This is a genomic window from Marinicauda salina, from assembly GCF_003122085.1.
GTDB lineage: Bacteria > Pseudomonadota > Alphaproteobacteria > Caulobacterales > Maricaulaceae > Maricicauda_A > Maricicauda_A salina.
In genome coordinates this window covers 160,060-181,196 of the sequence record NZ_QEXV01000006.1, presented here as the reverse complement: position 1 = coordinate 181,196, position 21,137 = coordinate 160,060, and the positions used below count along the sequence as shown (strand labels likewise).

The 21,137-nt window shown below is 69.2% G+C and carries 19 protein-coding genes and 1 tRNA gene; 15 read left to right on the top strand and 5 right to left on the bottom strand.

Going from position 1 to position 21,137, the window contains the following annotated elements; translation table 11 throughout:
* The 4 genes from coaD (at window position 1) to queA (ending at window position 3,228) form a co-directional block, all read left to right on the top strand.
* Window positions 1-495: a pantetheine-phosphate adenylyltransferase gene (coaD, locus tag DDZ18_RS12750; RefSeq protein WP_109253781.1), complete on the top strand. Its 495-nt coding sequence runs from the start codon at window positions 1-3 to the stop codon at window positions 493-495.
* Window positions 492-1,499, top strand: a complete 1,008-nt coding sequence (locus tag DDZ18_RS12745; protein ID WP_109253780.1) for a peptidylprolyl isomerase — start codon at window positions 492-494, stop codon at window positions 1,497-1,499. Before coaD ends, DDZ18_RS12745 begins: the two co-directional genes overlap by 4 nt.
* A gap of 3 nt (window positions 1,500-1,502) precedes the next feature.
* Entirely contained in the window at window positions 1,503-1,955 is a 453-nt protein-coding gene (locus DDZ18_RS12740; protein WP_109253779.1) for a peptidylprolyl isomerase, read from the top strand.
* A gap of 205 nt (window positions 1,956-2,160) precedes the next feature.
* On the top strand, window positions 2,161-3,228 hold the full coding sequence (queA, locus tag DDZ18_RS12735) for a tRNA preQ1(34) S-adenosylmethionine ribosyltransferase-isomerase QueA (RefSeq protein ID WP_109253778.1): 1,068 nt from the start codon (window positions 2,161-2,163) through the stop codon (window positions 3,226-3,228).
* Window positions 3,229-3,601: 373 nt separating this feature from the next.
* On the opposite strand, the gene DDZ18_RS12730 is transcribed toward queA, so the two are convergent.
* A complete protein-coding gene (locus DDZ18_RS12730; protein ID WP_109253815.1) occupies window positions 3,602-5,149 on the bottom strand; it encodes an acyl-CoA carboxylase subunit beta in 1,548 nt (515 codons plus the stop codon).
* 31 nt (window positions 5,150-5,180) lie between these two features.
* On the opposite strand from DDZ18_RS12730, the gene tgt reads away from it, so the two are divergent.
* Entirely contained in the window at window positions 5,181-6,311 is a 1,131-nt protein-coding gene (gene tgt / locus DDZ18_RS12725) for a tRNA guanosine(34) transglycosylase Tgt (protein ID WP_109253777.1), read from the top strand.
* On the opposite strand, the gene DDZ18_RS12720 is transcribed toward tgt, so the two are convergent.
* Window positions 6,308-6,943, bottom strand: a complete 636-nt coding sequence (locus DDZ18_RS12720) for a hypothetical protein (RefSeq protein ID WP_109253776.1) — start codon at window positions 6,941-6,943, stop codon at window positions 6,308-6,310. The genes tgt and DDZ18_RS12720 overlap by 4 nt on opposite strands.
* Before the next feature lie 124 nt (window positions 6,944-7,067).
* On the opposite strand from DDZ18_RS12720, the gene DDZ18_RS12715 reads away from it, so the two are divergent.
* The 10 genes from DDZ18_RS12715 (at window position 7,068) to DDZ18_RS12670 (ending at window position 17,377) form a co-directional block, all read left to right on the top strand.
* Window positions 7,068-7,143 (top strand) — tRNA-Lys (locus DDZ18_RS12715).
* A 121-nt stretch (window positions 7,144-7,264) separates the two neighbouring features.
* A complete protein-coding gene (locus tag DDZ18_RS12710; protein WP_109253775.1) occupies window positions 7,265-7,723 on the top strand; it encodes a YybH family protein in 459 nt (152 codons plus the stop codon).
* A gap of 89 nt (window positions 7,724-7,812) precedes the next feature.
* On the top strand, window positions 7,813-9,063 hold the full coding sequence (locus tag DDZ18_RS12705) for a CaiB/BaiF CoA transferase family protein (protein ID WP_109253774.1): 1,251 nt from the start codon (window positions 7,813-7,815) through the stop codon (window positions 9,061-9,063).
* 103 nt (window positions 9,064-9,166) lie between these two features.
* Window positions 9,167-10,225, top strand: a complete 1,059-nt coding sequence (locus DDZ18_RS12700) for an OmpA family protein (RefSeq protein WP_109253773.1) — start codon at window positions 9,167-9,169, stop codon at window positions 10,223-10,225.
* A gap of 179 nt (window positions 10,226-10,404) precedes the next feature.
* Window positions 10,405-11,697 (top strand): cystathionine gamma-synthase family protein, encoded by a 1,293-nt coding sequence (locus DDZ18_RS12695; RefSeq protein WP_109253772.1) that lies wholly within the window; start codon window positions 10,405-10,407, stop codon window positions 11,695-11,697.
* Between the two features lie 35 nt (window positions 11,698-11,732).
* Complete coding sequence (locus DDZ18_RS12690; RefSeq protein WP_109253771.1) at window positions 11,733-12,995, top strand: hydrolase; 1,263 nt, start codon at window positions 11,733-11,735, stop codon at window positions 12,993-12,995.
* Between the two features lie 12 nt (window positions 12,996-13,007).
* Window positions 13,008-14,021, top strand: coding sequence for an arginine N-succinyltransferase (locus tag DDZ18_RS12685; protein ID WP_109253770.1), 1,014 nt, complete (start codon window positions 13,008-13,010; stop codon window positions 14,019-14,021).
* Window positions 14,018-15,481 carry a succinylglutamate-semialdehyde dehydrogenase gene (gene astD, locus DDZ18_RS12680; RefSeq protein WP_109253769.1) on the top strand — a complete coding sequence of 488 codons (1,464 nt, stop codon included), beginning with the start codon at window positions 14,018-14,020 and terminating at the stop codon, window positions 15,479-15,481. The genes DDZ18_RS12685 and astD overlap by 4 nt, the downstream gene beginning before the upstream one ends.
* Entirely contained in the window at window positions 15,481-16,824 is a 1,344-nt protein-coding gene (gene astB / locus DDZ18_RS12675; RefSeq protein WP_109253768.1) for an N-succinylarginine dihydrolase, read from the top strand. The genes astD and astB overlap by 1 nt, the downstream gene beginning before the upstream one ends.
* Window positions 16,825-16,930: 106 nt before the next feature.
* Window positions 16,931-17,377 (top strand): hypothetical protein, encoded by a 447-nt coding sequence (locus DDZ18_RS12670; RefSeq protein WP_109253767.1) that lies wholly within the window; start codon window positions 16,931-16,933, stop codon window positions 17,375-17,377.
* Between the two features lie 4 nt (window positions 17,378-17,381).
* Here DDZ18_RS12670 and phhA read toward each other — a convergent pair whose 3' ends face one another.
* The 3 genes from phhA to ggt all read right to left on the bottom strand — a co-directional run bounded on the left by phhA (window position 17,382) and on the right by ggt (window position 21,094).
* Window positions 17,382-18,266, bottom strand: a complete 885-nt coding sequence (phhA, locus tag DDZ18_RS12665; protein WP_109253766.1) for a phenylalanine 4-monooxygenase — start codon at window positions 18,264-18,266, stop codon at window positions 17,382-17,384.
* 92 nt (window positions 18,267-18,358) lie between these two features.
* Window positions 18,359-19,282, bottom strand: a complete 924-nt coding sequence (locus tag DDZ18_RS12660) for a beta/gamma crystallin-related protein (RefSeq protein WP_109253765.1) — start codon at window positions 19,280-19,282, stop codon at window positions 18,359-18,361.
* A 78-nt stretch (window positions 19,283-19,360) separates the two neighbouring features.
* A complete protein-coding gene (gene ggt, locus DDZ18_RS12655) occupies window positions 19,361-21,094 on the bottom strand; it encodes a gamma-glutamyltransferase (RefSeq protein WP_408631539.1) in 1,734 nt (577 codons plus the stop codon).
* Between the last annotated feature and the right edge of the window lie 43 nt (window positions 21,095-21,137).

Below are 21,137 nucleotides of genomic sequence, written 5' to 3'. Positions count from 1 at the left end.
ATGAAACACCGCGTCGCGCTTTACCCCGGCACGTTCGATCCGCCGACGAACGGACATCTCGACATCATCGGCCGGGCGGTGAAGCTCTACGACAAGCTCGTCATCGGCGTGGCGCGCAATCTCGAGAAGGGGCCGCTGTTCACGCTCGAGGAGCGCGTCGAGATGGCGCGCGAGATGGGCGATGCGGTGAAGGACGACACCGAGATCGAGGTGCTGCCCTTCGACGGCCTGCTGATGCATTTCGCCGAGGAGGTCGGCGCCCACTCGATCATCCGCGGGCTGCGCGCGGTCTCCGACTTCGAGTACGAGTTCCAGATGGTCGGAATGAACCAGCGCCTCAATCCCGACATCGAGACCGTGTTTCTCATGGCCGATCCCCGCCACCAGGCCATCGCCTCGCGCCTGGTCAAGGAGATCGCGAGACTGGGCGGGGACATCTCGCCCTTCGTACCGCCCTCGGTCGCCAAACGCGTACTGGAGAAAGTCGCCCGATGACCCGCACCGCCGTCGCTTCCCTGACCGCGCTCGCCGCCGCGCTGTCTCTCACCGTCACTGCCTGCGCCCAGGAGTCCGAGCCCGAAGACGCCGAGACCGCTGCCGCCGAGACCGCGCCCGCCGAGGACGGCGCCTCGACCGAAACCGAATCCGCGGCTGCTCCGGAGGCGCCCGCAAGTCCCGCCGCGCAGGCGATCGCCGCCGCGCCCGACGAGGCCTGGCGGACGGTCGATCCGGACGACCTTCTCGTGATCACGACGTCGCACGGCGATGTCTGGGTCGAGTTCGCCCCGGAATTCGCGCCGAACCATGTCGAACGGATGCGGACCCTCGTCGAGCAGGATTTCTACGACTTCAAGGTCTGGCACCGCGTCATCGACGATTTCATGGCCCAGGGCGGCGGCGCGCTGGACAATCCCAACGCCGCGCCCGACATGCCGACGCTCGAGGCGGAGTTCACGATCCGCCGCGGACCGGAGATGGAGATCTCCGAGCTGCAGGACCGCACGATCAATCCGCGCTCCAATCCGGCCGAGGCCAAGGCCGGCTTCTGGAACGGTTTCCCGGCGGGCACGCAGCCGGTCGCCCAGGCCGCCATCCGCGCCGACGGCCAGGTCGAGAGCTGGCTTCTCCATTGCGAGGGCGCCGCAGCGATGGCGCGCACGAGCGAGCCGAACTCGGCGCGCGGCCAGTTCTACATCACGCGATCCGACGCCGAGCATCTCAACTCGATCTACACGGTGTGGGGGCGCGTGCGCCACGGCCAGGAGGCGATCAATTCGCTCGCCGTGGGCACGCTCGGCCAGGACATGGGCTTCCGGCCGGACTTCATCGAGGACATGGTCATCGCCTCGGACCTGCCCGAGGATGAGCGCGTGACCATCGAGGTGATGGACACCACGAGCGACGCCTTCGCCGCCTATCTCGACGCGGTCGCGCAGCAGAATGACGGCGAGCTGCCCGATGTCTGCGCGATCGACATTCCCACCCGCATCACGGAGTAAGCCTTGGCCGATAACGAAAACACGCTCGTCTTCACGCTCGAGGGCGGCGACGTCACGATCCGGCTGCGCCCCGATCTCGCGCCGAAGCATGTCGCGCGCATCTCCGAGCTGGCCAATGAAGGCTTCTATGACGGGCTGAGCTTTCACCGCGTGATCGACGGCTTCGTCGCCCAGGGCGGCTGTCCGGACGGAAACGGGACCGGCGGTTCCGGCCAGAAGATCCCCGCCGAATTCTCGTCGGAGCCGCACGTGCGCGGGACGATGTCGATGGCGCGCACCGCGGACCCGGATTCGGCCGACAGCCAGTTCTTCATCTGCCTCGACGCGGTGCCCTATCTCGACAACCAGTACACCGTCTGGGGCGAGGTCATCGACGGCATGGAGCATGTCGACGCCCTGCCGCGCGGCGAGCCGCCCGCCGAGCCCGGCAAGATCCTCAAGGCCCGCGCGGGGTAGGCGAGAAGGTCTGTTCCGTCGGGATTCAGGCCCTCGTCCTTCGAGACGCCTCGAACCCCTCATCCTGAGGAGGTCGCGAAGCGACCGTCTCGAAGGACGGGGATCGAGGCCCTCAGGATGAGGGCTTTGGAAAAGCGAGCGTAGTGCGCTCTTCGGTCCTCACCCCGGCCCCGCTCGCCGCGCGCGCGGCTAGACCCCGCTTCCGATGAAACTCGCCGATTTCGATTTCGACCTGCCCGAAGACCTGATTGCGCTGCGCCCCGCGCGGCCGCGCGACTCCGCGCGCCTGCTGCATGTCGCCGCCGACGGGGCGCTCGCCGATCGCGGCGTTCTCGATCTGCCGGCGCTGCTGAACCCGGGCGATCTGCTGGTGTTCAACGACACCCGCGTGATCCCCGCCGCGCTCGCGGGCGTGCGCCCGGCGCGGCCCGTCGGCGGGGGCGGGGACTCGACGGTCGAGATCAATCTCCACAAGCGCGCGGGCGAGGCCGCCTGGCTGGCCTTCGCCCGACCCGCCAAGCGCCTGCGCGAAGGCGACGAAATCCGCTTCGACGGCGGGCTCGCCGCGACGGTGACCGACAAGCGCGAAGGCGGCGAGATCGCGTTGTCATTCGACCGCTCGGGCGTCGATCTCGACCGCGCGATCGTGGCCGCCGGCGCGCCGCCGCTGCCGCCCTATATCGCCTCGAAACGCGCGCCGGACGAGACCGATCTCGCCGACTACCAGACGATCTACGCCGATCCGGAGAAGGCGGGCTCGGTGGCCGCGCCGACGGCGGGGCTGCACTTCACCGACCGGCTGTTCGCCGCCCTCGATGATCGCGGCGTGAAGCGCGCCCGGGTCACGCTCCATGTCGGGGCGGGGACCTTCCTGCCGGTGAAGACCGAGGACGTCTCCGAGCATCGCATGCACGCCGAGTGGTACGAGATCGGCGCGGACGCCGCCGCGGCGATCAACGAAACGCGGGCCGCCGGCGGGCGCATCATCCCGGTGGGCACGACCTCGCTGAGGACGCTGGAGAGCGCGGCCGACGCGGACGGAACCGTGCGCGCCGAGGCGCGCGACACCGACATCTTCATCACGCCGGGCTATCGCTTCCGCGTCGTCGACGCGCTGCTCACCAATTTCCACCTGCCGAAATCGACGCTGTTCATGCTGGTGAGCGCGCTGGCGGGGCTCGAAACGATGCAGCGCGCCTACGCCCACGCGATCGCGGAGAAGTACCGCTTCTTCTCCTATGGCGACGCCTGCTTCATCGAGCGGGCTGGGTGACGTGAAATCCCGGACGCGCCGACGCGGCTTCGGATGGAAATCACCAACGTTCGCGCCTGGCCCTGACCTGCTGGACACAGACCCGGCTTCAACGTCCCTTCTCCCCTCCTCGAGGGGAGAAGTGAGATGAGGGGAGGGGACGCGGAGTGCGCCCGTCGACCACCCCCCACCTGGCCTCTCCCCCTTTTTGGGGGAGAGGAATCGGAGCCTGGCGCGGCCATTCAGGAAAGCGCTCGACCCTGACGTCCCTTCTCCCCTCGCTGAGGGGAGGAGTGAGATGAGGGGAGGGGGCGCGGCGTCTGAATGTCGAACCTTTCACCCCCACCCCGACCCTCCCTGGGTTCCCGCCTTCGCGGGAATAACGAAACGAGGATCACGGCCGATAGCGCGGCGGCTGCGCGCGCGGTTCGCGCAGCGGCGCAGCCAGCCGGGCGAACTCGGTCAGCAGCGGACGCGTGTCGGCGGGGTCGATGATCTCCTCGGCCCAGAAGCGCTCGGCGGTGCGGAACGGCGAGGTCACCGCGCTCATCTTCCTGTTGAGCTCGGCCTTCATGGCGTCGGGGTCCTCGGACTCGGCCAGCGCCGCCTTGAACGCGGCCTCGAGACCGCCCTCCAGCGGCAGCGAGCCCCAGTAGCCCGACGGCCAGGCGTAGCGCCAGCGGAAGCGCGTGTGATCCATCATCGCCGCGCCGGCCACGCCGAACGCCTTGCGCACGACGATCGCGCACCACGGCGTAGTCGCCTGGTAGATCGCCGACAGCGCCCGCGCGCCGTGCCGGATCGTGCCGGCGCGTTCGGCCTGCGTCCCGATGACGAAGCCGGGGATGTCGACGAAATGGACGACCGGCAGGCGGAAGGTCTCGGCGAGGTCGACGAAGCGCGTGACCTTCTGGGCGGCCTCGGCCGTCCAGCCGCCGCCATAGATGTTCGGATTGCTCGCCAGCACCGCGACCGGCCAGCCGTCGAGCCGGGCCAGCGCGGTGATCACCGACCGGCCGAAATTGCGGCCCATCTCGAAGACGCTTCCCGCATCCATCGTCGAGCGCAGGATGGCGTGCATGTCGTAGCCGTAGCGCCGGTCGCGCGGGACGATCTCGCTCAGGCGCGGATCGGTGCGGGCCGGATCATCCGAGACAGGCCCGCGCGCGGGCGGCTCGTGGATGCTGTCGGGCAGGTGGGAGAGGAACCACTTCGCCGCCTCCATCGCCTCGGCCTCGGTGGCGTAGGCGTCGTCGACGGCGCCGGCGGCGAGCTGGATGTCGGCCCCGCCGAGCTCCTCCTTGGTGACGGTCTCGCCGATCCCGGCGACCACGGGCGGGCCGGCGACGAACATCTGGGACAGCCCCTTCACCATCACCGAGTAATGGCTCGACACCGCCCGCGCCGCGCCGAGGCCGGCGACGGGGCCGAGCACGAGCGAGACCACCGGCACGCGCTCGAGATTGGCGACGACCTGGTCCCAGCCCGGATTGAAGGGGATATAGCTTGCGCCCATGTCGAGCAGCGACTTCACCGAGCCGCCGCCGCCGGTGCCTTCGATCAGGCGAATGAGCGGCAGGCGCAGCTCGCCGGCCATCTTCTCGGCCTGGATCTGCTTTTCGATGATCGCCGCGTCCGCAGCCCCGCCGCGCACGGTGAAATCGTCGGCGACGACGGCGACCGTGCGCCCGTTGATCTCGCCGCGCCCGAACACGCAGTTGGCGGGCTTGAAATCGGTCAGCGCTCCGGCGGCGTCATACTCGGCGCTTCCCGCGATCGAGCCGACCTCGCGGAAGCTGCCGGCGTCCAGCAGCTGGTCGATGCGTTCGCGCACGTTTAGCCGGCCCGCCGCGCGCTGACGGGCGAGCTTTTCCGGCCCGCCCATGCCGCGGGCCAGCTCCCGGCGCTTGCGCAATTCCTCGATTTCGTCTTTCCAGCTCATCTCGTCCCCGTAGCCGCGCAAGAAACGATTCATGGCCAGTTTCGACTTTCCCGTCTCCGCCGTCGACGGCGCGGCGCGCACCGGCCGGCTGATCACGTCGCGCGGCGAGATCCGCACGCCGGCCTTCATGCCGGTGGGCACGGCCGCCACGGTGAAGGCGCTTTATCCCGAACAGGTGAGGGCGGCCGGCGCCGACATCATCCTGGGCAACACCTATCACCTGATGCTGCGCCCCGGCGCCGAGCGCATAGCCCGGCTCGGCGGGCTGCATCGCTTCATGGGCTGGGACGGCCCGATTCTCACCGACTCCGGCGGCTTCCAGGTCTGGTCGCTCGCCAAGCTCAGGAAGATGAGCGAGCAGGGCGTCGAGTTCGCCAGCCATATCGACGGCTCGAAGCACATGCTCACGCCGGAGCGTTCGATCGAGATCCAGGCGGACCTCCTGGGCGCCGACATCTCCATGCAGCTCGACGAATGCACGGCCTTCGGCAGCGACCGCGACGAGGCGGCGAAGTCGATGGAGCTGTCGCTGCGCTGGGGGAAGCGGTCGAAAGACGCCTTCGGCGAGCGCGAGTCCCAGGCGCTGTTCGGCATCGTGCAGGGCTCGGTCTACGAGGACCTGCGCGCCGCCTCCGCCGAGGCGCTGGTCGAGACCGGCTATGACGGCTACGCGATCGGCGGGCTCGCGGTCGGGGAGGGCTTCGAGACCATGTGCGCGGTGCTCGACCACACCACGCCGCGCCTGCCCGCCGACCGGCCGCGCTACCTGATGGGCGTGGGCAAGCCGATCGATCTCGTGGAATCGGTCGCCCGCGGCGTCGACATGTTCGACTGCGTGATGCCGACGCGCTCGGGCCGCCACGGCCAGGCCTGGTCGGACTACGGCCCGGTCAATCTGAAGAACGCCCGCTTCGCCGAGGATCCCGAGCCGCTGGACGCGTCGATCGACTGCCCGGCGAGCCGGGACTACGCGAAGGCCTACATCCACCATCTCGTGCGCGCGAACGAGTATCTCGGCGCGATGCTGCTGAGCTGGCACAACGTGGCCTATTACGAGGATCTGATGGCGCGCATGCGCGCGGCCATCGCCGAGGGCGCGTTCGAGGCGTTCCGGCGGGACTTCCTGTCGCGATGGGAGGCCGGCCCGGCGGCTGGACGCTAGTCGTCGTCGCCGGCGGCGTCTCCGGCGGTTTCGCCTTCGTCATCCGGCTCCGTCAGGCCATAGGCTTCGAACACGGCTTCTAGGTCGCTGCGGTCGCAGTCGAACCCGTCGAACAGGCCGCGCAGATAGGCGCGCCGCTTGAGCGCCATCTCGCGGCGCTGGCGCGCCTCGCGCTCAATCTCGCCGGCGCGGCCGACGAAGCGGATCACCGGCCGGACCGGGTTGAGGCCCACGATGGTCGAGCGATAAGCGTCGGCGGCCAGGCCGGGCGCGTCCTCGACGATCTCCTCGGCGGAGATGAAGGTCGGGTCGTCCTCGTCCTCCGGGGCGCCCGCCGGCTTGGGCGGCGGCGCCTCGCGGTCGCGGCCCAGCACCGCCGTCAGCCGCGCGATGTCCTGGGCGACCGTGGCGCAGCTGCGCTCGGCCCCCGCGCCGCCGTAGGGCGTCGGCACGGTGGCGTCGCCCTCGTCGACCATGACCGGCCCTGGCCGCTCGCGCGGCAGGCCGAGCGCGTCGACGCCGGCCTCGCGCGTCTCGTCGACGACGCCCGGGCCGCGATTGGCGCAAGCCGTCGCGATCATCGCGGCGGCGGCGATCAGCAGCATCGGCCTGAACGGTGACAGCGCTTTCATTGCGCCTCGAATATATTGCACCCTGATGCGGCTCGCGAGGGCGGAACGCGCGGGCGCCGCGCCCGTGCGCGCAGCGCCTTGACCCCCATCACGGGCGCCGATAGGTTCCGCGCCTCCTCACGGGGAGCCGATAGCTCAGCTGGTAGAGCAACTGACTTTTAATCAGTAGGTCCAGGGTTCGAATCCCTGTCGGCTCACCAATTATTTCAACAAGATGACGCATTTCGCAGCGGACGGGCTCGGGTCCGGGCCGGGCGGGTTCGCGACCCGGCGAGCGCTCGCCATTGACCGGGCGCGATCGCGGGCCGAGAGTTCCGCGCCATGCGCACGCTGATCTCCGCCGTCCTCTGCTGCTGCTGGCTCGCCGTCGCCGCGCCGGCGAACGCGCAGGAGTGCGCGGGCGATTCGCCGCACGCCGCCGAGGTCTGCGCCGTTCTCGCCGCCCAGCAGGAGGCCTGGAACGCCGGCGACGTGCGCGGCTTCATGGACGGATACTGGAACAGCGAGGCGCTGATCTTCGCCTCCGGCGGCGACGTGACGCGCGGATGGGAGCCGACGCTCGAGCGCTATCTGGCCCGCTACGACACGCCCGAGGCCATGGGCCGGCTCGCCTTCTCCGGCATCGAGGTCTCAGCGCTCGGCGAGGACGCCGCGCTGGCCTTCGGCCGTTGGCGGTTGGAGCGCGAGACCGACGCGCCCAACGGACTGTTCTCGCTCGTCTTCCGGCGCATCGACGGCGACTGGCGGATCGTCCACGACCACACCTCCAGCGCCGACTGAGCCGCCGGCGCGAGGCCGCGCTGTACGCGACGCGCGCGAGCGCCTAGAAGGGCGCCGTTTCCCATCGGGTCGCGAACAGGGGGCGCGCGTTGTCGACCGGCGCATTATCTCACATCCGGGTGCTCGATCTGTCCCGCGTGCTGGCGGGGCCCTGGTGCACGCAAATTCTCGGCGATCTCGGCGCCGACGTCATAAAGGTCGAGAACCCGGACGGGGGCGACGACACGCGCGGCTGGGGGCCGCCCTTCGTGAAGGGCGCGGACGGCGCGCGCGGCGATGCGGCCTACTATCTCTGCGCCAACCGGAACAAGCGCTCGATCGCGGTCGATTTCCGCACCGAGGACGGTCGCGGAATCATCCGCGATCTCGCCGCCCAGAGCGATGTGGTGGTGGAGAATTTCCGCACCGGCGGGCTCGCCAAGTACGGGCTCGACTACGCCAGCCTGAAGTCTCTGCGCGAGGATATCGTCTATTGCTCGATCACCGGCTTCGGCCAGGACGGGCCGAGCGCGCAGCTGCCGGGCTACGACTTCCTCATCCAGGCGATGGGCGGCGTGATGTCGATCACCGGCCACGATCAGCCCACCAAGGTCGGCCTGCCGATCGCCGACCTGTTCACCGGCGTCTACGCCGCCGGGGCGATCATGGCCGCATTGACGGCGCGCGATCGCGGCGCGGGCGGCCAGCACATCGATATGGCGCTGTTCGACGTTCAGGTCGCGATGCTCGCCAACCAGGCGATGAATTATCTCGTCAGCGGACGCCCGCCCGGACTGACCGGCAACGCGCATCCCAACATCGTGCCGTACCAGGACTTTCCCACCTCGGACGGCCGGATCGCCGTGGCGGTCGGATCGGACCGCCAGTTCGTCCGCTTCGCCGCGGCGCTGGGCCGCGAAGGCTGGGCCGACGATCCGCGCTTCGCCACGAACGCCGGGCGGGTGGAGAATCGCGAGGTGCTCGTCAGCGAGATCACGCTCATCCTTGCGGAGAAGACCACCGCGCACTGGCGCGCGGCGCTCGAGGCCGCCGGCGTGCCTTGCGGGCCCATTCAGGATCTCGAAGGGGTGTTCGCTGACCCCCAGGCGCAGTCGCGCGCGCTCAAGCGGGCGCTTGAGATGACGGGGGTGGGAGACACCCCCGCCGTGGCCAATCCGATGCGTCTTTCGGCGACGCCGCCCGCCTACGCCTCGGCGCCGCCCCGGCTCGGCGAGCACACGTTCGAAGTGTTGCGCGAACGCCTCGGCGCGCCGGAAAAGGCGCTCTCGGAGTGGGCGCAAGCCGGAGTTGTTCGCGATTTCGGGGGAAATCGACCCGAATCCGGTGGAGATGGAACCTGAAATACGGTAAATGCTTTGACAGATCGTCAACCATGACGATTGCGCGCCTGAAGCAGGCGCAATCAGGCTCACACGAAGGGTTTCGGCCCGGAGGGGGACATCAATGAAGAAACAACTTCTTTCGGCGGCCGCCGTCGGCGCCCTCCTTGCTGTACCGTCCGTCGCGTCGGCGCAGGAAGGTTGGTATGTCCGCGGCGCGCTCGGCTACGGGACTCCCGATGAGACGGATGTCTCCGGGCTTCTGAACGGCGAAATCCAGGGCGAGAGCAATATGCGCGAAGCCCTGGCGATCGGCTATGACTGGGACAATGGCTGGCGCCTCGATCTCGAGGGCGCCCATCGCTACAACGACACCGGCGCGGTCGGAAACATCCAGCCGGGCACGAGCGATTTCCACGTCTGGTCGGCCATGGCGTCGATGATCTACGACTGGGACACCGGGACCCGGTGGCAGCCCTATATCGGCGCGGGCTTCGGCTTCGCCGACGTGAACGCGTCGGTCATGGGCGTCGTCGATGAAGTTCTGATCGACATCGACAACTCCGACAATGCGCTGGCCTACCAGTTCCTGGCCGGCGTCGGCTGGGCGCTGACCGATCGGGTCACGCTGGACACCGAGTATCGCTTCTTCGGCTTCGGCGACACCGACTACGGCAACTTCCTCGAAGTCGACGGCATGCAGGGCCACGAGGCGTGGGTCGGCCTGCGGTATTCGTTCGCGGCTCCGCCGCCGCCTCCGCCGCCTCCGCCGCCGCCGCCTCCGCCGCCTCCGCCTCCGCCGCCTCCGCCCCCGCCGCCTCCGCCGGCGCCGGAGTGCGAGGATGTCGGCTTCGTCGTGTACTTCGAGTGGGATCGCTCGAACGTCACCGACCAGGCGCAGCAGGTGATCAACCAGGCCATCCAGCAGGCCAACGAGTGCGGCGTCGCCTCGGTCGAGATCGCCGGTCACGCCGACCGGTCCGGCCCGGCGTCGTACAATGTCGGTCTGTCGGAGCGCCGCGCCCGCGCGGTCCGCGACGAGATGGTGCGCCTCGGCGTGCCCGCCTCGGCGATCTCTCTCGAGGCCTTCGGCGAAAGCCGTCCGGCCGTCGAGACGCCCGACGGCGTTCGCGAGCCGCTCAACCGGCGGTCCGAGGTCACGATCGACCTCACCGACCAGTAGGCCGCGTCGACATCGACACGGCGGACGGCCCGGCGCTTCGGCGCCGGGCCGTTTGCGTTTGGCGTCCAGACACTTGCGCCGCTGCGGGTTGACCCTCGTCGGCGTCCGGCGCATGAAGCCGGCTCATGCGCGGGCGAGGCTGCGCCCGAAACCGATACGACAATCCGCGGAGACGCCCGATGAGCAAGCCGGACACCCCTTATCGCAAGCGCGCCCTCGACGGCCGGCCGCTCACTCCGGAAACGCTGGTGATGAGTTACGGCTTCGATGCGAAGCTGTCGGAAGGCTCCATCAAGCCGCCGATCTTCCAGACCTCGACGTTCGCGTTCTCGAGCGCCGAGGAGGGCGCGGCCTTCTTCCGCGTGATGGGCGGCAAGGCGGTCGAGGGCGATCCGGCGACTCCGGGCCTGATGTACTCGCGGTTCAACAATCCCAACGTCGAGGTCGTCGAGGACCGGCTGACGCTGTTCGACGGCGCCGAGGAGGCCTGCGTGTTCTCCTCGGGCATGGGCGCGATCTCGACCGTGCTGATGGCCTTCGCCCATTCGGGCGACATGATCCTGCAGTCGACGCCGCTCTATGGCGGCACCGAGACGCTTATCCGCAACATCATGCCCCAGTACGGGATCGGCGGCGTCGACTTCGTCGCCGGCGCGCCGGAGGACGAGATCCGCGCGGCCATGGAGGCCGCGCTCAAGAAGGGGCCCATCGCGGCGATCTACACAGAGACGCCGACCAATCCGACCAACGAGATCGTCGATCTCGCGCTGATGAAGACGCTGGCCGACGAGATCGGCGAGCGCCAGGGGCGCCGGCCGCCGGTGATCGTCGACAACACCGTCCTCGGTCCGATCGGCCAGACGCCGCTCGATCACGGGGCGGACGTGCTGGTTTATTCGCTTACGAAATATGTCGGCGGGCACTCGGACCTGATCGCCGGCGGGGCGATGGGCTCAAGCGAGCTGATGGCGCCGGTGCGCAAGCTGCGTTCGGCGATCGGCACCAATCTCGACCCCAATACCTGCTGGCTCCTGGCCCGGTCGCTCGAGACGGTGAAGCTGCGCATGCAGGCCGCGTTCGACGGCGCGCGAAAGGTCGCGGAATTCCTGAAGGATCACCCGAAGGTGGAGCGGGTCCGCTATCTCGGCTTCCTCGAGCCCGGTTCGCGCGACTACGAGGTCCATCGCCGCCAGGCCGGCGACCATCACGGCTCGACCTTCTCCTTCGACGTCGCCGGCGGCCAGGAGGCGGCCTTCCGCATGCTCAACGCGCTGCAGGTCGTGAAGCTGGCCGTCAGCCTTGGCGGCACGGAATCGCTCATCTGCCATCCCGGCTCGACGACCCACGCCGGCGTCGATCCGGAGCTGCGCAAGCGCCTCGGCTTCACCGACGGCATGGTGCGCACCTCGATCGGGATCGAGAACCCGGACGACCTGATCGCCGACTTCGAGCAGGCGCTCGCCAAGGCCTGAGCGCCGTTCCGTCTTCAGCAGCCCCGCAGGCGCGCATGAGCGACATCGAACTCGACAGCACCGAACGCGAGATCCTGGACTGGGTCGACTCCCGCGCCGATCACATGATCGCGGAGGTCAAGCGCTGGGCGAAGATCAACTCGGGCAGCCGCAACGCCGAGGGACTCGAGGCGATGCGTGCGGTGCTGGCCGAGGCCTTCGCCGAGACCGGCGGCGAGGTGAGGGCCGTCGAGCTCCAGCCGAGCCAGACCGTCGAGCCGGACGGCGAGATCCGCGATATCGAGTACACGCCGTCGATGAAGGTGTCGCAGCGGCCGGACGCGCCGATCCGGATCGTGCTGACGGGCCATCACGACACCGTCTTTCCCAGGGAGTCGCACTTCCAGGATCTCGATCTCTGGGACGACGACACCCTCAACGGGCCGGGCGTCGCCGACATGAAGGGCGGCTTGCTGGTGATGCTGCACGGCCTGCTCGCGCTCGAGCGCAGCCCGTGGGCGGACCGCATCGGCTACGACGTGCTGGTGAGCCCCGACGAGGAGATCGGATCGCTGGGCTCCGGTCCGGTGCTGGCCGAGCTGGGCGCGCGGGCCGATCTCGGCATGACCTACGAGCCCGCGCTGGCCGACGGCTCGCTCGCCGGGGCCCGCAAGGGCTCGGGCAATTTCTCGCTGCGCTGCCGCGGTCGCGCCGCCCACGCCGGCCGCGAGCACCATCTTGGACGCAATGCGATCGTGGCGGCGGCCGATTTCGCCGCCGAGCTGGACAGGCTCAACGGCGCGCGCGAGGGCGTCACCATCAATGTCTCGCGCATAGACGGCGGCGGCGCGCCGAACGTGGTGCCCGACACCGGGGTCGTCCGGTTCAATTGCCGCGTGCTGGACGAGGACGGCGCGGCGTGGGCGCGCGGCGAGATCGAGCGCCTCGTCGCGCGGGCCAACGCCCGCGACGGCATCGACGCCGATCTGCACGGCGGCTTCACCCGGCCGCCCAAGCCGATGACGCCGGCCAACCGCCAGGTCTTCGAGTGGACGCGCACGGCCGGTCGCGCCATCGGGCTCGACATTCGCTGGAACGACACCGGCGGCGTCTGCGAAGGCAACAATCTCTGGGCGGCGGGGTGTCCGAACGTGGATACCCTGGGAGTCCGCGGCGCCGACATTCATTCCGACCGCGAGATCGCGAAGCTGTCGAGCTTCGCCGAGAAAGCCAAGCTGTCGGCGATCATGCTGATGAAGTTCGCCCGGGGCGATTTCGACGCGCGCGCCGCGCGCGCGCTTTCCGCCGCCGCGGAGTAGGGGAGACAGACCATGCTCGTCGTCCGCGCGGCGCGTCCCGCCGATCACGACGCCTTCGTCAGGCTGGCCGCCGCGGCCGGGCCCGGCTTCACGAGCCTCGCCGTGAGCCCGGAGGCGCTGCGCGAGAAGCTGAACAAGTCCGAGGCCGCCTTCGACGGGACCGTCTCCGATCCGTCCGACGCCTGCTACCAGCTCATGCTGGAGGACAGCGAGACCGGAGAGGTTCACGGCACGGCCGCGGTCAAGGGCGCGGTGGGAATCAAGAAGCCGTATTTCGACTTCAAGATCTTCACCTTCGCCCAGGCCTCGAAGGAGGCCGATCGCCGCTTCGACATGGACGCGATGCTGCTGGTGAACGATTTCGCCGGCGCCACCGAGGTGGGCTCGCTGTTCGTGGGCGACGGACTGCGCGGCGCCGGCGCCGGTCGTCTGGTCGCGCAGGCGCGCTACATGCTCATGGCCGCCGACAGGTCGCGCTTCGGCGAGCGCGTTCTGGCCGAGTTGCGCGGCGTGGTCGACGAGAACGGCCATTCGCCCTTCTTCGAGCACGTCACGCGACCGTTCTTCCGCATGACGTTCGACGAGGCCGACCGGCTGTCGGCGGCGACCGACAACCAGTTCATCCTCGACCTCATGCCCGCCCACCTCATCTATGTCGACCTGCTCCCCGAGCCGGCCAAGGCGGTGATCGGCCACACCCATCCCCAGGGCGTGAACGCGAAGCGTCTGCTGGAATGGGAGGGCTTCGAGTACGATCGCTATATCGATATCTTCGACGGCGGGCCGCTGGTCTCGTGCCGGACCGACAAGCTGCGCACGATCCGGGAGAGCCGGACGGCGACGGTGCAGGGCAAGGTGAGCGGCGCGAGCGTACAGGCGCTGGTGTCGAACGATCGCGTGGCGGGCTTCCGCTGCGTGTTCACCGAGGTGGAGCTCTCCGGCGATCGCGTCGCGCTCTCCGAGGAGGCGCGGCGCGCGCTCGATATCGCCGAAGGCGAAGCAGTCAGGATCCGGGTGCGGGAATGAGCATCGAAACAGGCAACTTCATCAACGGCGCATGGGGCCAGGGCGCGGGCGAGACTTTCGGCTCGATCGATCCCGCCACGGAAGCCGTGATCTGGCGCGGCGCGGCGGCCGGTCCGACCGATGTGCGCGCCGCCTTCGAGGCCGCGCGGAACGCCTTCGCGGACTGGGCGCTGACGGACTTCGACGCGCGCCGCGCGGTCGCCGAGCGCTATCGCGACGAGCTTCTCCGCCGGAAGGACGAGATCGCCGAGACCATCGCGCGCGAGACGGGCAAGCCGCGCTGGGAGGCGGCCGGCGAGGTCGGCGCGATGGCCGCCAAGATCGACGTCTCGATCCAGGCCTATGAGGAGCGCACGCCCCGCAAGGTCACCGAGACCGATTTCGGCGAGGCGGTGCTCGACCACAAGCCGCTCGGCGTGATGTTCGTGCTCGGCCCGTACAACTTCCCGGGCCACCTGCCGAACGGCCATATCGTCCCGGCGCTGCTGGCGGGGAACACGGTGGTGTTCAAGCCGTCGGAGCTGACGCCGGCGACGGGCGCGCTGATGGTCGCGTGCTGGTCCGCGGCCGGGCTGCCCGACGGCGCGCTCAACCTGGTGCAGGGCGCGCGCGAGACCGGCGCGGCGGCGCTCGACGATTCCGATCTCGACGGCGTGCTGTTCACCGGCTCGTGGAACACCGGCAGCTTCATTCACAAGAAGTTCGCCGGCCGGACGGGCGTCCAGCTCGCCCTGGAGATGGGCGGCAACAATCCGCTCGTCGTCTGGGACGCCGACGACGCCGAGGCCGCCGCGCGGATCGCCGTCCTGTCGGCCTACATCACGTCGGGCCAGCGCTGCTCCTGCGCGCGGCGTCTCGTCGTCGCCGACGGCGAAGCCGGCGAGGCGGTCGTCTCGCGCATCGCCGAGATCATCGACCAGCTGCCGATCGGCGCCTGGGACGCCGAGCCCGAACCGTTCATGGGGCCTCTGGTCTCCGAGCGCGCCGCCGAGGACGTGCTGTCGGGCCAGGACCATCTGCTCGCGCTCGGATGCAAGCCCATCGTCAAGGCCGCGCGCCTGGGGCGCGGTTCGACCTTCGTCAGCCCGGGCCTCATCGACGCGACCGGCGTGGAGACGCCCGACGAGGAGATCTTCGGGCCGCTGCTCAAGGTCGTCCGCGTCGGAAGTTTCGACGACGCGATCCGCGAGGCGAACAACACCGCCTACGGCCTGTCCGGCGGCCTCATTTCGGATTCCGCCGAGCTCTGGACGCGCTATCGCGCGCTCGCCCGGGCGGGCATCGTCAACTGGAACCGCCCGACGACCGGGGCGGCGTCGACCATGCCGTTCGGCGGGCCGGGGCGGTCGGGCAATCTGCGGCCGAGCGCCTATTACGCCGCCGACTACTGCGCCTATCCGGTCGCCACGCAAGCCGCGCCGACGCTCGAGCGCATGGCGGTGAAGGGGCTGGCCGACTGATGGCGAACGCGGTCGAAGCGAATTTCGACGGACTGGTCGGACCGACGCACAATTACGGCGGCCTCGCGCCGGGCAATCTCGCCAGCGCGAAGAACAAGGGCGACGTCTCCTCTCCGCGCGCCGCGGTGATCGAGGGGCTGGCCAAGATGAAGCGGCTGGCCGAAGCCGGCCTCGTCCAGGGCGTGCTGCCGCCCCACGAGCGGCCCTTCATTCCGGGCCTGCGCGCGCTCGGCTTCTCCGGCTCGGACGCCCGGGTCTGGGAGACGGCGTGCCGTCAGGCGCCGGCGATCGCGCGCAACATGGTCTCGGCCTCGCCGATGTGGGCGGCGAACGCCGCCACCGTTTCGCCCGGCGCCGACACCGCCGACGGCCGCCTTCACTTCACGCCGGCCAACCTGCTCACCGCGCTGCACCGCTCGATCGAGGGCCCGCAGACCGAGACCGCGCTCAACGCCATCTTCCCCGAGGCGGACCGTTTCGCCGTGCATCCGACCCTGCCCCACCAGTCGAGCTTCGCCGACGAGGGCGCGGCCAATCATGTTCGTCTCGCCGCCGAGCACGGCGCGCCGGGCGCCGAGATCCTGGTCTATGGCCGCGACGCGTTCGAAGGCTGGCAAGCGAAGTTCCCCGCCCGCCAGACCAGGCAGGCGAGCGAAGCCATCGCGCGCCGCCACGGGCTCGACCCGGCGCGCACGGTGTTCGTGCGCCAGGCCCGCGCGGCGATCGAGGCCGGCGCCTTCCACAATGACGTCGTCTGCGTGGGCGACGGGCCGGTGCTGTTCTTCCACGAGCAGGCATTCGAGGATCGCGACGCCGCGCTCGCCGATATAAGGCGCGCGGCCGAAGGCCTGTTCGAGCCGGTCTTCGTCGAGGTTCCCGCCGACGAGGTTCCGATCGCCGACGCGGTGCGTTCCTACCTGTTCAACTCGCAGCTGCTGAGCTGGCCCGGCGAGGACCGCAAGGTGCTGCTGGCGCCCAAGGAGACCGAGGAGACGGAGTCCACGCGCGCCTACTGCGAGCGCCTGGTCGCGGGCAACGGCCCGATCGGCCGGGTGGAATATGCTGACGTACGCCAATCGATGCGCAACGGCGGCGGGCCGGCCTGCCTGCGTCTGAGGGTGGTTCTCACGGACGTAGACCGCGCCGCGGTCAATCCGGACGTGATCATGGACGACGCCCTGCACGCCCGCCTCGTCGACTGGGCCGAGCGTCACTATCGCGAGGAAATGTCGCCCGACGACTTGGCGGATCCGGCGCTGGTCGACGAATCCCGCGCCGCGCTGGATGCGCTGACGGAGATTCTCGGACTGGGCGCGGGCTTCTATCTGTTTCAGCGGATCTGAACATCGCCCTGGCGGAGGTTTCGCCGATCGGCGGCCTGCAGTAATCTGATTATTACCTGGCGCGGGAATCATGCGCCGGGCGATGCGAGCTGCCGGCGAGCGCCATATGCCTGTCGAGGTCTTTCAGGACGCCCGGGAAAGGGTGCGGCTGACAGTTCTCGGCGGGGTCGTGCGTCCGGAGGAGCTTCGCGCGCTTGGCTCCATCTACGGCGATCGAAAGCGGTTCGACCCCAATGCGCGCGCCTTCGTTCATCTGCAGCCGAACGCCGAGGTCGGCGCAATCGACGTCGACGATCTGCTGGAGCTGGACGCCGCGATGATGGAGGGTTTCTCGAACGATCGCGACGTCGACATCCAGGTCGCCGTCGTCGCCGACACCACCCGCGCGCTGCCGGCGATGCGCCTGTGGCGTGAGATATCGCGGGTGCAGACGCTGTACACGCTGGCCTATACGCTGTTCACGAATTTCGCCGACGCCGTGGACTGGCACGGCCTCGGGCCGCACTGGACGGATCGGTTGGCGAAACGGGACGGCCTGATCCAGGTCCTCTAGCGGGTCACACCCACTCGACTTCCTTCTCGAGCCCGCCGGCCTTGGCGTATTCCTGCGTGCCGCGATGGTAGACCTTGTCGCCGCCGACGATCTCGGAGGCCTTGAAGTCGGGCAGTCCCTTGATGCGCTCGTAGATCGGGCTGAAGTCGACATCGGCGGTCGACCGCATCAGCTCCTCGTAGGAATCGATGACGAAATAGGTCTGCTGGAAGTCGTCATAGCGATAGTCGGTGCGCATGATCCGCTCGAGATCGAAGTGGATCCGGTTCGGCGACCGGCCCTCGAGGCAGAACTTGCTTTCGGACTCCGACGACACGATCCCGGCGCCGTAGATGCGCAGGCCGTCCTCGGAGTCAATCAGGCCGAACTCGACCGTATACCAGTACAGGCGCGTGAGGTTCTCGATCGTGTCGTATTCGATCGCCTTGTAGCCGCCCTCGCCGTAGGCCTGCATGTAGTCGGCGAAGACCGGCTGGGTCAGCAGCGGCACATGGCCGAACACGTCGTGGAAGATGTCGGGCTCGGGCAGGTAGTCGAGCTTGTCGGCGTCGCGGATGAAGCGCCCGGCCACGAAGCGCCGATTGGCCAGGTGATTGAAGAACACGTCGTTGGGAATCAGCCCGTGGACGGGCACGACCTCCCAGCCGGTCAGCTTGCGCAGCTTCGCGTTCATCTTGTCGAAGTCAGGGATGCCGCCCTGGTCGAGGTCGAGCAGCTCCAGCCCCTTGAAGTGTTCGGGCGCGGCGCGGCCCTTCAGCACGTTCATCTGGCGCTTGTAGAGCGTGTCCCAGACCCAGTGCTCCTCGTCCGTGTAGCGGTCCCAGCACTGGTCGATCGTGTGGTCCTCGGCCGGGGTCTGCTCGGCGACGACGGGATCGTTGACGGGCATAGGGGGTCTCCCGAAACAGTTTCATTTGTAACTATCATACACCAACGCCCCGCGCGAAGGCGAGGGGCGCCGCCGACGCAGGACCCGGTTCGTCAGCGGACGCAGAGCAGGTCGACGAGCACGCCCTCGCGGGCGGATCCGTAGCGGCGGGAGCCCAGGAAATAGGCTTCGCCATAACCGCGATCGACGGCGTAATGGGCCGCGCGGCCGTATCCGACCGCTCGACACGCCAGGTCGGCGGCGCGCCGTCCGCAATCCCGGCCGTAGTCGTCCAGGCAAGCCGCCACCGGGCGGCCGCGCACTTCCGGGTGGGGGAAGAACAGGCTGCGCGCGCCGCGCACGCCGTTGTCGATATCCACGCGGCCATAACCGGACCCGCCATAGTCGGGCTGGTTGCGACGCCTGTAGACGTCCAGCGGCGCGACCGAGGACACGCGCCGATCGAGATTGTAGCGCGCGAGATCGCTGGTTCCCCGGCGAAGCACCTCGCAGCGGCCGCGGAAATCCGCGTGCTCGCACACCACCCATTCGCCGGAATGGATTTCGATCGAGCGCGCGTCGTCATTGAACCCGCGCCGCGACAGGTCCTCCACCGTGTCGATGAGGGTCAGGCTGCGGCCGCGATATCCGCGCTCGCTCCACAGGGTCAGACCCTCGTCGCCTCCGCGTCCGCGGAAGCGCACCGGCCGCGCCGAACTGATCCGGTCGTTGAACGCCCAACGGCTCATGTCGGGAAGGTCGGAGTCGATGACCTGGCAGGCGCCGCGATAGTCGGCGTCGATGCAGACCTCCCAGGGCCCGCCCTCGACGCGGATGGAGCTCACCCGGTCATTGAAGCCGAGATACTGGAAATTCGGCGCCGCGCCGTCGATGCGGATCGACCGGCCCGAGAACCCGACATCCTCGTAGAGGACGAGCGCGCCGTCGGAGCGGTGACGCTCGGTCCCCGCCTGCGCGAGCGCGACGGCGGGCAGGATGATGAAGGCGGCGAGCGCGGCGGACAGAAGGCGCAGCATGGTTCAAGCTCTCTACAGTCAACGACTTGCCCGCCATCGTCCGCGGCGGCGGCTGAACGCGTGATGAAGCCGCGCGGCTCAGTAGCCCTGCGCCGCCCCGTCCTTGCGCATCTCGGAAGCGGCCGAATACACGCCGGTCTCCGGATCGCGCAGGATCGCCTGGTAGCCGCCGAACCCGCCGTCGCCGTCCTCGACGACATGGCCGCGGGATTCCAGTTCTTCGCGGACTTCCTGCGGCACGCCGCTCTCGACCTGGAGGACGCCGCGCCCGCCGGCCTCGGTCACCGCATCGGTGGGCTGGGTGGAGCCGGTGTGGCGCCAGCGCGCCGCATCGCCGGCCTCCTGCACGTTGAGCCCGAAATCGATGATGTTGGTGACGATCTGGACGTGACCCTGGGGCTGCATCGCGCCGCCCATCAGGCCGAAGCTCATCCAGGCCTGGCCGTCGCGGGTGATCATCGCGGGAATGATGGTGTGGAAGGGCCGCTTGCCCGGCTCGTAGACATTGGGGTGATCGGGATCGAGCGAGAACAGCTCGCCGCGATCCTGCAGCATGAAGCCGAGCCCGTCGGGCACGAGACCCGAGCCCATGCCGCGATAGTTCGACTGGATGAGCGAGACCATCATGCCGTTCTCGTCGGCGACCGTGAGATAGGTCGTGTCGCCGTCCTCGAGCGCGGCGGGATCGCCGTGGGGAACGCTGTCCATCGCCGCGTCCATGGAGATGAGGTCGCGGCGCGCGTCGGCGTATGCGTCGGAGACCAGCGTCTCGACGGGGGCGTCGGCGAAGTCGGGATCGGCGTAGAAACGCGCCCGGTCCTCGAAGGCGAGCCGCTTGGCCTCGACCATGACGTGGAGCGCCTCGGCGCTCATGAAGCCCATTTCCGCCAGGTCGTAGCCTTCGATGATCTGCAGCATCTGCAGCGCGGCGATGCCCTGGCCCTGCGGCGGCAGCTCCCAGACGTCGTAGCCGCGATAATTGACGCTGACCGGCTCGATCCATTCCGCCTCGTAGCCGGCGAGGTCCTCGTAGGACAGCCAGCCGCCGATGCGCTCCATGTAGGAGTCGATGGTGCGGGCGACGTCGCCCTCGTAGAACTCGCGCCAGCCGTTCTCGGCGAGCGCCTCGAGCGTGTTCGCGAGATCGGGATTGGCGAACATCTCGCCCTCGCGCGGGGCGTCGCCGTCCTCGGTTAGATAGGTCGCCCGCGCGTTGTCGAACTCCTCGAAATTGCCCTGCTCGAACTGGTCGGCGAGGATCGTCATGTTGCGATCCCAGTAATAGGCGATCGTCTCCGGCACCGGGTGGCCCTCGCGGGCGTAGCGGATTGTCGGCGCCAGGATCTCGGCGCGCGACAGCGAGCCGAAACGCTCGTGCATCGCCGCCCATCCGCCGACCGCGCCGGGGACCGAGACGGGCAGGGCGCCCAGCGGCGGGATCGCCCCGTCCTCGCCGACGATGGAGACGATCTCCTCGCGGGTCAGGCTCTGCGGCGAGGGGCCCGCGGCGTTGAGGCCGTAGACCTGCTCGGTCTCGGGGTCCCAGATGATGGCGAACAGATCGCCGCCCATGCCGTTGCCGGTGGGCTCCATCAGGCCGAGCGCGGCGTTGGCCGCGATCGCCGCGTCGACGGCGTTGCCGCCGGCCTTGAGCGTGTCGATCGCGATCTGGGTGGCCAGCGGATGAGCGGTCGCCGCCGCGCCGTGCGGCGCGATCACCGGCGAGCGCGTGGCGAAATGCTCGCCGGAGACGCGGTCGCCGGGATAGCTGGTCTGCGCCTCGGCGGCGGGGGTGTAGTCGGACGCGGCCATGACGGCTCCCAGGCTCAGCGCGGCGGCGGGCAGTCGGATCATG

Excerpts from the sequence above, each read along its gene's own strand:
- coaD (WP_109253781.1), top strand. The coding sequence starts at position 1 with ATGAAACACCGCGTCGCGCTTTACCCCGGCACGTTCGATCCGCCGACG.
- DDZ18_RS12745 (WP_109253780.1), top strand. The coding sequence starts at position 492 with ATGACCCGCACCGCCGTCGCTTCCCTGACCGCGCTCGCCGCCGCGCTG.
- queA (WP_109253778.1), top strand. The coding sequence starts at position 2,161 with ATGAAACTCGCCGATTTCGATTTCGACCTGCCCGAAGACCTGATTGCG.
- DDZ18_RS12730 (WP_109253815.1), bottom strand. The coding sequence starts at position 5,149 with ATGAGCTGGAAAGACGAAATCGAGGAATTGCGCAAGCGCCGGGAGCTG.
- tgt (WP_109253777.1), top strand. The coding sequence starts at position 5,181 with ATGGCCAGTTTCGACTTTCCCGTCTCCGCCGTCGACGGCGCGGCGCGC.
- DDZ18_RS12720 (WP_109253776.1), bottom strand. The coding sequence starts at position 6,943 with ATGAAAGCGCTGTCACCGTTCAGGCCGATGCTGCTGATCGCCGCCGCC.
- DDZ18_RS12710 (WP_109253775.1), top strand. The coding sequence starts at position 7,265 with ATGCGCACGCTGATCTCCGCCGTCCTCTGCTGCTGCTGGCTCGCCGTC.
- DDZ18_RS12700 (WP_109253773.1), top strand. The coding sequence starts at position 9,167 with ATGAAGAAACAACTTCTTTCGGCGGCCGCCGTCGGCGCCCTCCTTGCT.
- DDZ18_RS12695 (WP_109253772.1), top strand. The coding sequence starts at position 10,405 with ATGAGCAAGCCGGACACCCCTTATCGCAAGCGCGCCCTCGACGGCCGG.
- DDZ18_RS12690 (WP_109253771.1), top strand. The coding sequence starts at position 11,733 with ATGAGCGACATCGAACTCGACAGCACCGAACGCGAGATCCTGGACTGG.
- DDZ18_RS12685 (WP_109253770.1), top strand. The coding sequence starts at position 13,008 with ATGCTCGTCGTCCGCGCGGCGCGTCCCGCCGATCACGACGCCTTCGTC.
- astD (WP_109253769.1), top strand. The coding sequence starts at position 14,018 with ATGAGCATCGAAACAGGCAACTTCATCAACGGCGCATGGGGCCAGGGC.
- astB (WP_109253768.1), top strand. The coding sequence starts at position 15,481 with ATGGCGAACGCGGTCGAAGCGAATTTCGACGGACTGGTCGGACCGACG.
- DDZ18_RS12670 (WP_109253767.1), top strand. The coding sequence starts at position 16,931 with ATGCCTGTCGAGGTCTTTCAGGACGCCCGGGAAAGGGTGCGGCTGACA.
- phhA (WP_109253766.1), bottom strand. The coding sequence starts at position 18,266 with ATGCCCGTCAACGATCCCGTCGTCGCCGAGCAGACCCCGGCCGAGGAC.
- DDZ18_RS12660 (WP_109253765.1), bottom strand. The coding sequence starts at position 19,282 with ATGCTGCGCCTTCTGTCCGCCGCGCTCGCCGCCTTCATCATCCTGCCC.
- ggt (WP_408631539.1), bottom strand. The coding sequence starts at position 21,094 with ATGGCCGCGTCCGACTACACCCCCGCCGCCGAGGCGCAGACCAGCTAT.